At 69.1% G+C, this 13,367-nt stretch carries 15 protein-coding genes and 2 pseudogenes; 10 read left to right on the forward strand and 7 right to left on the reverse strand.

All coding sequences use genetic code 11. The annotated features are described in order from the left end of the window. Positions 1–229: pseudogene (locus tag C1A33_RS15510) on the reverse strand (hypothetical protein); the annotation flags it as partial. Positions 230–1,002: 773 nt separating this feature from the next. On the opposite strand from C1A33_RS15510, the gene C1A33_RS15515 reads away from it, so the two are divergent. The 5 genes and pseudogenes from C1A33_RS15515 (at position 1,003) to C1A33_RS15535 (ending at position 3,169) form a co-directional block, all read left to right on the forward strand. Further along, on the forward strand, positions 1,003–1,428 hold the full coding sequence (locus C1A33_RS15515; RefSeq protein ID WP_207770325.1) for an STAS domain-containing protein: 426 nt from the start codon (positions 1,003–1,005) through the stop codon (positions 1,426–1,428). A gap of 150 nt (positions 1,429–1,578) precedes the next feature. Next, positions 1,579–1,896 (forward strand): STAS domain-containing protein, encoded by a 318-nt coding sequence (locus C1A33_RS15520; RefSeq protein WP_133150685.1) that lies wholly within the window; start codon positions 1,579–1,581, stop codon positions 1,894–1,896. A 79-nt stretch (positions 1,897–1,975) separates the two neighbouring features. Further along, positions 1,976–2,458, forward strand: coding sequence for a YflT domain-containing protein (locus C1A33_RS15525; protein ID WP_243407588.1), 483 nt, complete (start codon positions 1,976–1,978; stop codon positions 2,456–2,458). Positions 2,459–2,527: 69 nt separating this feature from the next. Further along, a pseudogene (locus tag C1A33_RS15530) lies at positions 2,528–2,671 on the forward strand (universal stress protein); the annotation flags it as partial. A gap of 153 nt (positions 2,672–2,824) precedes the next feature. Continuing rightward, entirely contained in the window at positions 2,825–3,169 is a 345-nt protein-coding gene (locus tag C1A33_RS15535; protein ID WP_101832213.1) for a hypothetical protein, read from the forward strand. A gap of 36 nt (positions 3,170–3,205) precedes the next feature. Here C1A33_RS15535 and C1A33_RS15540 read toward each other — a convergent pair whose 3' ends face one another. From C1A33_RS15540 to C1A33_RS34200, 6 genes are all read right to left on the reverse strand, one after another. Then, positions 3,206–4,015 carry a PP2C family protein-serine/threonine phosphatase gene (locus tag C1A33_RS15540; protein WP_165818410.1) on the reverse strand — a complete coding sequence of 270 codons (810 nt, stop codon included), beginning with the start codon at positions 4,013–4,015 and terminating at the stop codon, positions 3,206–3,208. Between the two features lie 219 nt (positions 4,016–4,234). Continuing rightward, on the reverse strand, positions 4,235–4,468 hold the full coding sequence (locus C1A33_RS15545; RefSeq protein WP_101832215.1) for a hypothetical protein: 234 nt from the start codon (positions 4,466–4,468) through the stop codon (positions 4,235–4,237). Positions 4,469–4,921: 453 nt separating this feature from the next. After that, positions 4,922–5,596: a DoxX family protein gene (locus tag C1A33_RS15550; RefSeq protein ID WP_207770328.1), complete on the reverse strand. Its 675-nt coding sequence runs from the start codon at positions 5,594–5,596 to the stop codon at positions 4,922–4,924. A 95-nt stretch (positions 5,597–5,691) separates the two neighbouring features. After that, positions 5,692–6,705, reverse strand: coding sequence for a zinc-binding dehydrogenase (locus C1A33_RS15555; RefSeq protein ID WP_243407589.1), 1,014 nt, complete (start codon positions 6,703–6,705; stop codon positions 5,692–5,694). 109 nt (positions 6,706–6,814) lie between these two features. After that, positions 6,815–7,027, reverse strand: a complete 213-nt coding sequence (locus C1A33_RS15560; protein WP_101832217.1) for a hypothetical protein — start codon at positions 7,025–7,027, stop codon at positions 6,815–6,817. Between the two features lie 299 nt (positions 7,028–7,326). Continuing rightward, complete coding sequence (locus C1A33_RS34200) at positions 7,327–7,521, reverse strand: hypothetical protein (RefSeq protein ID WP_133150686.1); 195 nt, start codon at positions 7,519–7,521, stop codon at positions 7,327–7,329. A gap of 474 nt (positions 7,522–7,995) precedes the next feature. Here C1A33_RS34200 and C1A33_RS15565 point away from each other — a divergent pair, with 474 nt between their 5' ends. From C1A33_RS15565 to C1A33_RS15590, 5 genes are all read left to right on the forward strand, one after another. Then, the gene (locus tag C1A33_RS15565) at positions 7,996–8,295 is read left to right on the forward strand and encodes a P-type ATPase actuator domain-containing protein (protein WP_207770326.1); all 300 of its coding nucleotides are present in this window, start codon (positions 7,996–7,998) and stop codon (positions 8,293–8,295) included. A gap of 490 nt (positions 8,296–8,785) precedes the next feature. After that, complete coding sequence (locus tag C1A33_RS15575) at positions 8,786–9,421, forward strand: TetR family transcriptional regulator (RefSeq protein WP_165818411.1); 636 nt, start codon at positions 8,786–8,788, stop codon at positions 9,419–9,421. 257 nt (positions 9,422–9,678) lie between these two features. Further along, positions 9,679–11,067: an ethanolamine ammonia-lyase subunit EutB gene (gene eutB / locus C1A33_RS15580; RefSeq protein WP_101832219.1), complete on the forward strand. Its 1,389-nt coding sequence runs from the start codon at positions 9,679–9,681 to the stop codon at positions 11,065–11,067. Next, a complete protein-coding gene (locus C1A33_RS15585) occupies positions 11,064–11,942 on the forward strand; it encodes an ethanolamine ammonia-lyase subunit EutC (protein ID WP_101832220.1) in 879 nt (292 codons plus the stop codon). The genes eutB and C1A33_RS15585 overlap by 4 nt, the downstream gene beginning before the upstream one ends. Then, a complete protein-coding gene (locus tag C1A33_RS15590) occupies positions 11,939–13,336 on the forward strand; it encodes an NtaA/DmoA family FMN-dependent monooxygenase (protein WP_101832221.1) in 1,398 nt (465 codons plus the stop codon). The genes C1A33_RS15585 and C1A33_RS15590 overlap by 4 nt, the downstream gene beginning before the upstream one ends. The last annotated feature ends 31 nt before the right edge of the window (positions 13,337–13,367 follow it).

Here is a 13,367-nt window from a genome sequence, read left to right on the forward strand (position 1 = left end):
TGCCATCCCGGTCGGCGCGCAGCAACGTCACCCCGGCGCCGTCGGCGCCGGGGATGGCGCGGGTGGCGAAGCTCGCCACCCGAGTCAGCAGTTCCTGAAGGTCGAGGGAACCGGAGACAAGACCAGCGAGACCGGCCAGGCCCGCCCGCAGGTCGAGGTCATCGGCCCGTGCCTGCTCGAAACTCAGTGCCGGCGCCAGAACGGTGATCTCATCGTCGAACTCCGTCATGCCCGCGTCACCCGCATGCCTGCTCCCACGCCCGTGCCAGCGGCCGGATCGGGACGATAGCCCGCAGGTTGGGTGATGGGTGGGTGCGCGATCGCGTCGCTGACGTGGGCGGCGTCGACTTGGTCGCGAAGTGTGAACGTTCGGCCCGTCATCATGACGGCCGCCTAACCCCGGCGATAAGAGCCGCCAGATGGCCGCAGCCGGGAGGCGACACCGACACGACGTCGATATTCGTAGAGATCCGGCCGATTCCCAAGCTACCACAGCGCCCTTACACGCGTTCGATCGTGAAGGCCCGTCCGTGGTGGGGCCGAGCATGGGAATGTTCGGACACGAAGCGCATCGCACGCGCCCGCGCGGACACCGCGATGCGCTCCTGCGCGCGGCGACATGGTCGCCTGTTGTCGCCTTGTCGACATTCGGGTGTTCGTCGGGCTATGCTTCGGCGTGCTAGGACATAGCCGGCTCGGGATCGGGAACGCCGCGTAGCTGCCGCGGGACCGCGAGTGTGTGACTCACGCTCGAGCACCGCCAGTGATCGTCCTCAGGGCGTCGTCTGTGACAGTGTCCAAGTCCTCCGGTCACCTTTGCACTGCTGTTTCCGCCTGCGTTTCCTCGTCACCCCCAACGGAGCCTTTGGGTGGGTCGCCGCCGCGCGGCCAGGTACGCCTTGATCATCGGTCGCCGGCTGGGACCGGGCGAACCTAATGGAATACCGGCGCGATTTTCTCGACGTTCTCCTGGGACCCCTGGACAGCACCGAACGGCCTCGCGTGCTGGCCCAGCTCGGCGCCGAAAACGCCAGCCAAGGCCTCACGGTCCAGCGCCGGGGGTCCGGTCCGTCCGGGGCCGCGGTGGGGATCTTCACCTCGCATCGTGACCGGGTCACGACCGTCCACCTCCTGTCCGCGGCCGGCGTGGTCGCCGCGACGTTCCAGGCCGCTCTCGACCACGGGATGCACGCGGGGCAACCGCTGCTGGTCGTCGAGCTCGGCGACGTGTCCTCCCTCGGCGCGGCGGCGCTCGCAGTGCTGGTGGATGCCGCTTCCCGGGCGGCTCGGCACGGACGCCGGATCACTGTCCGTGGCGCCCAGCCGGCGGTCTTCACCGAGTTCCTCGACGCCGGCCTGGTCGTAACCCTCGACGTCCACCCCGTATACCACAAGCCGGCGAGTATCAGACAGCAGGGAACACCATGAGCATCATCGCCTGGATCGTGCTGGGACTCGTCGCTGGCCTGATCGCCGAAAAGCTGACCGGGAACGGACCGGCTGGGTCGTCGCGGGTATCACCGGGACGACCGGACATGCGCCACGGGGACGTCGACGCACCACGTCGCGCCAGTGACCATGACGAAGACTCTCCTCCCGGCCTACACACCGAAGGCGCGGCGCCCGCGCAGGTTCGCTTCCCGCTTCCATACCGACATCTACGCCCCGGCCGACCGGACAATCGTGCGTGCGCACGGTGAGATCGACCGCGCCACCCGGACCGCGTTCCGTGCGGCGCTGACGACCGGCCTCGACCGGCAACCCTCGCTGCTGATCGTCGACCTCAAGGCCTGGCGGGAAGGCTGCGGCGACGTGGCCAAGCCCCTCGAGCCGACCGAGCCCGTCATGCCCACGTCGTCCGTGGCCCCGACGAGCCAGCGTGGAGTGCGTGGATGACCGTCAGCTCACCCGCCTCCTGATCGCCTTCGCACCGCGCGCCACCACCGAATAGGACTCCTGTATGACGAGAAGCGAGATGTTCACCGCCGCCCGGCTGGACTTGGAATACCCCATGTCCCTGGGTGTGTACGACCAGTACGCCGGCGCCCAGGAAGTGGTCGACTACCTCGCTGACCAGGACTTCCCCGTACAGAACGTGGAGATCGTCGGCACCGAGCTGCGGTCGATCGAACGCGTCACCGGACGCCTGACCCGCGGAAAGATCGCGGCTGCCGGCGCGCTGTCCGGGCTCTGGATCGGACTGTTCGTCGGAATCGCGTTCAGCCTGTTCGGCGATCGGAACCAACTCGGCTTTCTCTTCACCACGCCGCTGCTCGGGGCCGTGTTCGGGCTGGCCTGGAGTCAGATCGGCTACAGCACGGCGACCCGGCACGGCAGCCGCGACTTCGCCTCGGTCAACCAGATCGTGGCCACCAAGTACGAAGTCCTCGTGGAGCACGCACACGCCGCTCGCGCGCATGAACTCCTCGCGGCCACGCCGCGCAAGGCCTCGATCTGACGTCCCCGACCGGCCACCTCCGCGCGCCGCGACCACCGGTTCGTGATCAACCTGGCGCCCACCACCACTGGACGACGCGGGCACGGAGGCTTCGCCGGTCTGCTCCTCGGCTCGGTCAGCGCCGCGTGCACCGAACACGCAACCTGCCCCGTGCTCGTGCTGCACGGGGACACCCCCGCTCCCAGCCAGGTTTCGGACCTGACCCATTGGTAGGGCGACACCGAGGGACGCCGTGCCGGGGCGTGGATCCCCGACCGCTTCTGGCAGCATCGGTTCCTGACCGGTCGCCTGCTGGCCGCGAAGATCTGGGGGCTGATCACCGGTCCCCTGGTCGCCGTCATCACGTTCGTCTGCTCGATCGGGAACGTGCCGCTGGCGGCGGTGCTCGATCATCGCCGTCACCTTCTACCTGACCATGATCGCGGCCGGCTACGTCGTCGAGCTGGTCTTCACCCCCCTCGGCCTGGTCCCGACCGGCCCCGGCACGCCAAGGTCGGCGCCGACGGCATTCGCTGGAACTACACGACCGTCCTCAACATCCTCTTCCTGCTGCTCGCGGCGGCTCTCGTCGTCCGTTTTCTGAGCACCGGCGGGCGGGCGATGCTCGCCATGATGGGCGGCGGCCCGGACGACCACGGTCACACCGGGCCGGCAACCACGGGTCATCATCGGGTGTTCCGTAAGGCGGACCGCGAGACGCGGACACGCTGAGACGGAGGCCCGTGTCGACGGCGGTGCGGGACATTCCTATGGGATCTGACCGGCTAGGCCGGTGGCGTGGAGGGCGTGGAGGGCGTGGAGGGCGAGGATGGCGATGTCGTCGGTGTGGGATCCGCCGGTGAAGGTGAGTACGTCTTCTTCGACGGCGTCGACGAGGTCAGGCGCGCTGAGCTGCCCGGCCGCTGTGAGGAGGGCGCGGAGGCGTTGTTCGCCGTACTGTTCGCGGCCTTGTCGGGCTTCGGTGACGCCGTCGGTGTAAAGCAGCATCGTGTCTCCCGGCCGCAGGGTCACCCGTACGTTCCTCAGACCGGCGTTGGCGAACAGGCCCAGGGGCAGGCCGTGGTGTCCGACGGCACGTACCGAGCTGGCAGGGCTGCGCAGCAGCGCGGGCATGTGTCCCGCCGACGTGAGGAGGACGCGGACTGCGCCCGGGCGGGGGAACAGCATGAGATAGGTGGCGGTGAGGAAGCGCTCGTTCCGAGGGTCCTGGGTCAGCAGCGCGGTGTTGAGCCGGTCGAGTATCTGCGACGGGGTCTTCTCGGCCGTCGCGACGGCGCGGATCGTGTGGCGTGCCAGTGCCGCGACCATCGCGGCCTGTGAGCCGTGGCCGCTGACGTCCCCGATCACGGCATCCCAGCGTTCCCCTTCCCCCGTGGGTGCACACCGCGCCTGGACTCGGTCCGCGTGCGGTCTGGCGTCCGTGTCGGCGGATAACCGCACCGGGAACATGTCGTAGAAGTCGCCGAGAGCCCCCCGACCGTCGGCCGCGGGGAGGCTGCGCGCGGCGACCTGCATCCCCGGAACGTCGGACATCCGCGCGGGCAGTAGACCGCCCAACGGGCGATCCCCGTCGGGGGTAACCGCTGTCGGCTCCCCGGGCAGTTGCGTCGGTACGGTCAGCAACCGGTGTGCGAGCTGCTCGTCGGTGTCGGCATCTACGCGGGGTCGCGCTCGCATGAGCCGCCACTCCCCGGTGCCGCGCGCGATCCGACCCGGTTGCCCGCCCTGCGTGTCATTGCCGTGTCGTCGCGATGGTGGGACATCGGGGCCGTGGGCTCAGATCAGGCCGGTCGCGGCGGTCGCGGCGGCCAGGGTCGGCCAGCCGGAGCCGAGCAGCACCCAGCCGTCGTGGCCCGCGGCCGGGTTGCTGGGATGGTGCACCTTGACCTGCCAGCTACCAGGGCTGGTCTCCCTGGCGAACGCGGAATGGCCGTCGCACGTGCCGTACTGGCTGCCAAGCACAGCTATGGACGTGGACGGCGCCGGGGCGGAATCGTCATGAGCGGACATGTGGTGCCTCTCGAGGAGAGATCACCGGTGTGCCCGGCGCTGAGCATGAAGCTCGTGAGACCGCGACGCTGACGCGCGGCAGCCCCCACCCGGGCTAGCTGTTTCCCAGCGGCGCTATCGTACGCCGCCCCCGTTCGACTGTCCGGCGACGGACGGAGTAACCAGTCGCCGGAATAGTGGCCAGCGCCGTGCATTTTTGACTTGACCACAATGTCAATGGCACATCGCGGTCTTCATGTGCTCTGCGGTCCGCTGCGCTGTCGAAAGGTGCCGCCACAGCGGCTACCGCCACCGCATCCGGGATCAAGCCCGCCCGGCCGGCGAATGCCGGCTGCCACCCGGGATCGTCCGTCGGCAACGCGGCCCAGCGCCCGTCGACGCTCTGCTCGACGACGGCGCTGTCGTCGAGCAGAGCGGCTTGAGGCCGGCGGACCCGACCGTCGCTGACGGGTTCTATGCGAGCCAGGGCAGGCGTCGGACCAGGGGGGTGGTCGCCCAGAGGCGTCCGAGTCCGAGGGTTCGGCCGGCGCCGAGGCAGGCGAGGAGGACCAGGACGGCGGCGTAGATGAGGTGTTCGTCGAGGAAGGGGTTGCTGGCCGGTGGGAGGACGGCGCTCCACATCATGACGGTCAGGACTGCGCCGCTGGCCGCGGCGAGCCACATGCCGATGCCGAGGATCAGTGCTGTGCCGATCGCGGCGAGGGCGATCATGAACGCCACGTCGGCGAAGGTGGTGCCGGCCAGTGAGTGGTAGAAGCCGGTGAAGGGGCCTTTGGTGGCGGAGCCGAGGAATCCCTTGGTGGGGCTGCCGCCGTGGCTCCAGGCCTTCGCTGAGGTCGTGTCGTGGCCGAGGCCGAACGCCTTGTCGAGGAACGCCCACAGGAAGACCCAGCCCAACGCGAGCCTGATGGCTGCCAGCAGGTAGCGGACGCCGGGGGCCGGGCGTCGATCGCGGGTGGCCGAGGAGATTGGTGGCTGCTCGGGTGCCGGTGACCGGTTCGCGGGGACCTGGGGTACCGCGCTGGCTGAGGGAACGTCGGTGTCCTTGACGGTCGGACGTGTCAGGGTGTCGACGGGTTGACGGGTGGTCTCGACGGGGGCGTTGCGGTTGTGGGCGATGTCGACCATCGCGCTCACGTTCCTTCGTTTCTCATGGTTCGGGTCCGCGGGGCGAGTGCCCGCAGACGGTTGCGGCGCGGACAGCGGGCCGCGGCCAGGAGCCGTTAGCCGTCGTGAGTGAGGATGACCTTGAGCGCGCCGGTCTCGCCCGCGCGGGAGAACACGTCGTAGGCCGTGAGGAACTCGTCGAACCCGAAGTGGTGGGTGACGAACCGGTGGGCGTCGAGGTGGCGGCTCGCGAGCAGACGGATCAGGGTTGGCGTCGAGTAAGCGTCGACCAGCCCGGTGGTGATCGTGAGGTCCCGGTCCCAGACCCGTTCCAGGTGCAGCGTGGCCGGCTTGCCGTGGACGCCGATGTTCGCGACCCGGCCGCCCGGTCGAACGAGGTCGACCGCGAGCTCGAATGTCGCCGGCACGCCGACGGCCTCGATGGCGAGGTCCGCGCCGAGTCCTCCGGTCAGTTCCCGGACGGCCGCGATCGGGTCCTGTTCGGCGTTGTTGATGACGATTTCCGCGCCGAACTGCTTGGCCGCGTCGAGCCGGGCGGGTGTCCTGTCGATGGCGATGACGAGGCTTGGGCTGAACAGTCGCGCGCCGCTGATCGCTGACAGGCCGATCGGTCCGGCACCGACGACCGCGACGACCTCGCCCGGCTGGACCCGTCCGTTCAGGACGCCAACCTCGTAGGCGGTGGGAAGGATGTCGGCGAGCATCAGCATCTCTTCGTCGCTGACGCCGCCTGGTATCGGGTAGGTGGAGTTGTCGGCGAACGGGACCCGGACGTATTCGGCCTGCGTGCCGTCGATCGTGTTCCCGAGGATCCACCCGCCGCCGCCGGTGCACTGCCCGTACCGGCCGTCCCGGCAGTAGCGGCACGCGCCGCAGGCGCTGACGCACGAGACCAGGACCCGATCGCCTGGCCGTACGTTCGTGACCGCGGCGCCGGTCTCGACGACGGTGCCGACCGCTTCGTGGCCGAGGATCCGACCGTCGACCATGGCCGGCAGGTCGCCGCGCAGGATGTGCAGGTCCGTGCCGCAGATCGTGGTCGCATCGACCCGCACGATGGCGTCGGTGTCGGCGCCCAGCGTGGGACGGACAATGTCTTCCCATGCCATGGCGTTCGGTCCGTGAAAGACGAGTGCCTTCATGCCGCTCCAGTCGCAAATACCTTGTTGATGAACCCAGCCGCCCCGCGCACCGTCTGCGAGGGCGTGGGAGGCACAGTTAGTCGTGCTGGCCGCTGGCCGGCGGTGTGGTCGCGGTCGCTGGGCGTCGTCGGCTCCTGCGCACGCCCGGGTAGCGGTCCATCACGACGAACGCGGCGACGGCGAGGGCCACGCCGATGAGGACGACTGCCCACAGCGGTGCGATCGCGTTGAGGACGCCGCCGACGAGGAACGCGGCGAACAGGGCGACCACGAGGAAGTTGGGGCTCATGAGGTGCCTCCATGCGGATGCCGGCGCCGACCCCCCGTGGCGGCGCCGGTGGCAGCCGGTGGCAGCCGGTGGGTCGCGGTGAAACGCGGGCCGGGTGGTGTCTGGTTCGGGCGGCCGGTGGTCCGGCGAAGCGCCCGTGGTTCTGGTCAGGACGACTCCCGTCCAGGGACTCAGCTGGGGAGTGCGCTGGTGGGGGCGTCGGTCGGGGCGGGTGTCAGGGTCCGGCATGAAAACGGGAGGCGAACCTGACCGACCGTTGTCCCGACACCTCGGACCTGGGGGAGCGGATTTTCGTCACGTCAGTGGCGCGAGGTCAGGTGCCGGCGTCCCGGAACCAGCCGGCCCGACGCGTCGGTGACCAGACGCACGGCCAGCATGACGGCGACGGCCCCGATCAGGCCAGCGATGAGGCCGAGCAGAATCCAGGCGAGGATGCTCATACTTTTCCCTGCTGTCCGTGGATTGCCGGCTGTTTCCAGCGCGCCGGCGGGCATTCGTCGCGTCCTCCCCGGAGGGGTGTGGAGCGGCGCGGCGGAACGTGCTGGTATCAGGCGTCTGCGGCGAGTGGCCGGGGTGGACCGCGGGTGTCAGGCGGGTTGCGATTCTTTGGTGGCTCGTGCCGTGTCGATCCAGGTTTGAACAGGATCAGCCGCGCAATGGCGGGAAGATGTTTCGGACGATGTCACAGGCGACGTCCTGTGGACGATCACTGGCGGCGCTCGAGCGGGAGTCACACACTCGCGGTCTCGCGGCAGTTACGCGGCGTTTCCGATCCCGAGCCGGCTTTGTCCTAGCCAGCTCAGCATAGCCCCGAGAGCACCTGACTGTCGACTGGCGTGAAAACCCGACAGGATCCTGCGGCAGTATTTATTCGGAAGTCAATGTTCGGGATCTTGATCCGCTGCCTTCCTTGCCTCGCCGAGGGGCGGCGCGGTTCGTAGTGGTCCGGGCGGCGGCGGCCCCGTCCCGTGATCCTGCTGAACGCCGGTTTCGCGTTCGTGCAGGAGATGCAGGCCGAACGCGCGGTCGACGCACTGGCCAGCTTCCTGCCCGCGACCGCCCGGGTGGTCCGCGACGGAGCCTCCGCCGAGATCGCCGCCCGCGACCTAGTGCCCGGTGACGTCCTGATCGTCGCCGAAGGAGAGCGGGTCTGCGCAGACACGCGGATCACCGACGGGACGGTGCTGCTCGACCTGTCCGCCCTGACCGGAGAGTCGCTGCCCGCGAGCCGCTCGGCCGACGAGGACCCGGTGGTCGGGTCGCTGTAACCGCCTGTGCTGGCTCGCCGACGCCAACGCGATCCCGCGGCGCCGCGTGGACGAGGTCCTCGGAGCCGTCGGCCTGACCGAGGCCGCGCACCGCCGCGTGGGCGCCTTCTCCCTCGGCATGGGACAACGGCTGGGCATCGCCGCCGCCCCGCTGGGCGACCCGGAGGTGTTCCGGGCTGGTTCGCCAGCGCGCTCAACGTCGAGGTCAACCAGGCAGGCAACCCGCCGGCGGCAGACTTGACCTCCACCTCGGTGGTGTCGCCTCCGGCAGCGCGGAGGAAGGCGATCAGCTGGCTCACATCACGCGGCGCACCCAAATGTATCCACGACGGAGTTACAAGTGGCGGGAGGAGGTTACACGTGGAGGCCGGCGCCCTTGCCCGGATCGGCCGCACGCCTGGACGGACATGCACCTCGACTGCCAACATGGCACCGGCTGACGATTTCCGCCGTGATCGGCAGAGCGGCTGTGGCGACAGGGAGGTCAACGGTGACAGAGGCGCCGAAGCCGTTCGGCTTGCGGGAGCGGCAGCGGCGGGCGATCGAGGCAGAGCTGCGTGCGGCAGCGCTCAAGCTCTTCGGTGAGCGGGGGTTCGACGAGGTCTCGGTGGCGGAGATCGCGGCCGAGGCGGGTATCTCGGAGCGGACCTTCTTCCGGCACTTCCCGACGAAGGAGGATGTCGTGCTGACCCTCATGGAGGGCTATGGCCTCGACATCATCAGTCGGCTGGAGAGCCAGCCCCTGGACCGCCCGTGGTTCGACGTGCTTCGCAACACCTACACAGGTGCCTACGACGTCGAGGTCACCATGGCGGGTGAGCGAAGCGAGGAGCTCAGGCGTTCGACAGCCCAGGTGCTGAAGCTCGCGCAGGGTTCGACCCGGCTTCGGGCAGGCATCGACGCCCGCGCGAGGACCTGGCAGGACGACATCGCCCGGATCGTCGCGCGCCGGCTCGGCGTCGACATCGATCAGGATCCCCGGCCGCGTGTGTGGGGCGCGGTTGCGATCATTGTCGGGATGGCGAATGCCGAACGCCATGCGGCGATCGACGGCTCCCTCGGGGTCTCGCCGGCCGAGGCGTGGGATGCGCTGGCCGAGCTGCTCAAGCCGCCGACGGGGACCTGACCGCCGAACTTCTTCCTACCCGTGAGGGGCGCCCCGGATGGGGCGCCCCTCACGCATGTTCGGGCACTGCACGCAGAGTAGCGAGGGAGACATTTCAGTTACCCAGAGTTTACCCGGGACGGCTTGCGGCAAGTAGTCAGTAACCGCTAGAAAGACATCACCTGCCTAGGGGACAGTCACTGACGGAAAATTTAGCCGATCGACGAAGGACTCACGATGCCGAAGACCTCTCTGGCCGCGCCCTTCCGGGGACGGCCATGAAGGGTTCCGCCCGGGTGGGCGGCGAGCACTTCACGTTTGGCGCGCTGGCCGAGATCCTCGCCAAGGCGAACGAGCCCAAGTCGGGCGACGTGCTGGCCGGGATCGCCGCCGCGAGCGGGGCGGAGCGCATGGCCGCGAAGCTCGTGCTCGCCGACGTCCGGCTCTCCGAGATCGTCGACGAGCCACTGGTCGACGACGAGGTCACGACCGCGATCCTCTCCCGGCTGGACCGCGAGCGGTTCGACACCACCCTGGGCGGTCTGACGGTGGGCGAGTTCCGTGAACGCGTGCTGTCACCAGGCTTCGCCTCGGAGTGGCCTGGCCTGCGCGGCCTGGTCACGCCGGAGATCGCCGCGGCGACGGCGAAGCTGATGAGCAACCTGGACCTGGTGCGCGCCACGGTTGCGCTGCAGGTCGAGACGACGTGCCGCACCACCGTCGGTCAGCCGGGCGTGCTGGCCGCGCGGCTGCAGCCCAACCATCCGACCGACGATCCCGCGGGCATCGCCTACTCGATCTTCGACGGCCTCTCCCACGCCTGCGGTGATGCCCTTCTCGGCGTCAATCCCGCGGTCGAGTCGGTCGAGTCGGTCGTCGCGATCCTGCGGATGCTGGACGCCTTCATCGACGAACTCGCGATACCGACCCAGGGCTGCGTCCTTGCTCATGTCACGACCCAGTTGGCTGCTATCGAGCGAGGTGCGCGGGCCGACCTGCTCTTCCAGTCAGTGGCCGGCACGGCGGCGGCGAACCGAGCCTTCGGCGTGGACCTGGCGCTGCTGATGGAGGCGGCGGACGCGGTCCGGGCGCAGCATGAAGCCGACCCGGGCCGGTACGCCGGCCGCCACGCGATGTACTTCGAGACCGGGCAGGGCTCGGCGCTGTCCTCGGACGCTCATCACGGGATCGACCAGCTCACCTGCGAGGCCCGCGCCCAGGGGTTCGCCCGGCTCTTCGACCCGTTTCTCATCAACTCCGTGGTCGGTTTCATCGGACCGGAATACCTCGCCGACGCCGAGCAGATCACTCGCGCGGGGCTGGAGGACCATTTCGTCGGCAAGGTGATGGGACTACCGATGGGCGCCGACGTCTGTTTCACCAACCACGTCGCGGCCGACCACAACAGCAACGACAGCGCCCTCCTGCTGCTCGCTCTGGCCGGGTGCACCTTCGTGATGGGTGTTCCGGCGGGCGACGACGTCATGCTCGGCTACCAGTCGACCAGCTACCACGACGTCGCGACCACGCGCGAGGTCCTCGGCCGCAGGCCGGCCCCCGAGTTCGACGCATGGCACCGGCGCACGTTCGGCACGCGTTCGGCCCAGGAGGCGGCGGTCCCCGCCGCGATCGGCCGCCGCATCGGTGATCTGGTGGCCGGGCGATGACCGACGCCGCGATCTCCCGGTCGGAGCACGCCTGCGACCCGTTGTCCGATCCGCGGGTGAGCGCCGCGCTGGCCACTCCCGCCCGGCTCTTCCTCGGCAGTGCGGGCACGTCGTACCGGACCGCGGACCTCCTCCGCCTGCGTGTCGATCACGCCCTGGCGAAGGACGCCCTCGCCGCCGTGGTCGACGTCGACCACCCCGCGCTGCGCGAGGTCGCCGGCCGTTGGGGACTGATCGACGTCGCCACCCAGGCCCGATCGCACCGCGAGTACCTGCTGCGACCCGACCTCGGCCGCCGACTCGACGCGGACGGGGTCACCAGGATCCGGCGAACGGCCACGCGCGGAGCAGACCTGCAGGTGGTGCTGGGAGATGGGCTGTCGCCCGAAGCGCTGGCCGTGAGTGGGCCGGCGGTGGTGGCGGGCCTGCGAGCCGGTGCCGTCGGGATGGGCTGGTCGTTCGCCACACCTGTCTTCGTCCGCCGAGCGCGGGTCGGCGTCCTGAACGACATCGGCGTCCACACCGCCTGCCGGGTCGCGATCCTCCTGATCGGGGAGCGGCCAGGGCTGCGAACCCGTCGCAGCCTGTCGGCCTACCTGGCCTTCCGTCCGAGGGCAGGAGACACCGACGCCGAGCGCAACCTGGTGTGCAACATCTCGCCCCACGGGGTCAGCGTGCGGGCCGCCGTCGAGCGGATCACCTCCCTGATGGCAGACCTGGTCGCCGCCGGCGCGAGCGGATTCACGGTCAAAGAGCGCCTCGGTCAGGCGGATCGCGCCGCCGGAAAGCCCATCAGGCCGGGCAGCGGAAGGACTCTCAGGACAGGTCCGGAAGCTCGTCCACCCCGAACCGAAATCGAAAGAGAAGCCGAATGACCGAGAACTCCGAGAAGCGCCAGATGCATTTCTCTCTGCTGACCATGCCAACGTTGGCACACAACGACTACGGCATCTGGAGGCATCCGGAGAACAAGAAGGCGCAGTTCGACGACCCCTCCTTCTGGGCGGAGATCGCCAGAATCTGTGAGGAGGCGAGGATGGACGCGCTGTTCATGGCGGACGGCCTCGGCATCACCGACTCCTTCGGCGGCTCCTTCGACGTGTCGCTACGCGAGGGAATGCACGTTCCGGTGATCGACCCCGGCCTGGTCGCGGCCTCGGTCGCGACCGTCACCACCCGGCTGGGGCTGGCCATCACCGCGGCGAGCACCTTCGACCCGCCCTTCTCCCACGCACGCCGGATGGCGACCCTCGACCACCTCACCAAGGGCCGCGTCGGCTGGAACGTCGTGACCGGGTTCATCAGGAACGGTGAGGACAACTACGGGGTCCCGGCGGCGTCCTCGAGCGCGCAGCGTTACGACACCACCGAGGAGTTCATGGATGTCTGCTACAAGCTCTGGGAGGGTTCGTGGGAGGACGACGCGGTGGTCGGCGACCGGGAGACCGGTGTCTACATCGACCCCACCAAGGTCCACAAGATCAACCATATCGGTGAGCACTATGCGTGCTCTGGACCTGCGCTGTGGCACCCCAGCGTGCAGCGCACACCACTGATCTTCCAGGCCGGCATGTCCGAGCGCGGCCGGCTCTTCGCCGCCAAGCATGCCGAGGTCGTCTTCGCGGCCAGCGGCGCCGACCCGAAGATCTACCGGACCCTGACCGCGGATCTGCGGGCGAAGGCGGCCGCTTTCGGCCGCGGCCGGGAGGACATGAAGCTGCTCGGCATCGCGGCCATCGTGACCGGCGAGGATGATGCCGCGGCCGAGGCGAAGATGACCGTCTACGAGCGGTGGACGCGGCCGGAGGGATACCTCGCGCACATCAATGCCCTCAACGGCTTCAACCCGCTGGTTCACGATCGCGGAGAGAACCTGCTCGACGCGTTGAGGTCGGACGGCTTCCGGCGCGACGACTTCACGGCCTACATCCCGCACCCGGACATCACCGTCGGCGGCTACATGGACATGTTCAAGGTGTTGCGGCACGGCCCGGGCACCTTCGTCGGTGGCCCCGCGAAGGTCGCCGACGAGCTCGAGGCCTACATGCAGAGGTTTGACCTGGACGGGTTCCTGCTGCGGTCCCTCATGTACCCCCACAGCGTCCGTGACTTCCGCGACTACATCGTCCCGGAGTTGCAGCGGCGCGGAATCTACCGCACACAGTACGACGGTTCTACGCTGCGCGAGAACATCTTCGGGAAGGGACACAGGCGCATATCCGAGAACCATCACGCCGCGTCGTTCCGGCGGACGCCGGCACTGGTCTGAAGGCAGACCCGAGAACAGCATTCCCTGAAGT

The organism is Frankia canadensis (genome assembly GCF_900197875.1).
Classification (GTDB): Bacteria; Actinomycetota; Actinomycetes; order Frankiales; family Frankiaceae; genus Frankia; species Frankia canadensis.

Excerpts from the sequence above, each read along its gene's own strand:
- C1A33_RS15520 (WP_133150685.1), top strand. The coding sequence starts at position 1,579 with ATGACGAAGACTCTCCTCCCGGCCTACACACCGAAGGCGCGGCGCCCG.
- C1A33_RS15525 (WP_243407588.1), top strand. The coding sequence starts at position 1,976 with ATGTTCACCGCCGCCCGGCTGGACTTGGAATACCCCATGTCCCTGGGT.
- C1A33_RS15545 (WP_101832215.1), bottom strand. The coding sequence starts at position 4,468 with ATGTCCGCTCATGACGATTCCGCCCCGGCGCCGTCCACGTCCATAGCT.
- C1A33_RS15550 (WP_207770328.1), bottom strand. The coding sequence starts at position 5,596 with ATGGTCGACATCGCCCACAACCGCAACGCCCCCGTCGAGACCACCCGT.
- C1A33_RS15555 (WP_243407589.1), bottom strand. The coding sequence starts at position 6,705 with ATGGCATGGGAAGACATTGTCCGTCCCACGCTGGGCGCCGACACCGAC.
- C1A33_RS15560 (WP_101832217.1), bottom strand. The coding sequence starts at position 7,027 with ATGAGCCCCAACTTCCTCGTGGTCGCCCTGTTCGCCGCGTTCCTCGTC.
- C1A33_RS34200 (WP_133150686.1), bottom strand. The coding sequence starts at position 7,521 with ATGCCCGCCGGCGCGCTGGAAACAGCCGGCAATCCACGGACAGCAGGG.
- eutB (WP_101832219.1), top strand. The coding sequence starts at position 9,679 with ATGAAGGGTTCCGCCCGGGTGGGCGGCGAGCACTTCACGTTTGGCGCG.
- C1A33_RS15585 (WP_101832220.1), top strand. The coding sequence starts at position 11,064 with ATGACCGACGCCGCGATCTCCCGGTCGGAGCACGCCTGCGACCCGTTG.
- C1A33_RS15590 (WP_101832221.1), top strand. The coding sequence starts at position 11,939 with ATGACCGAGAACTCCGAGAAGCGCCAGATGCATTTCTCTCTGCTGACC.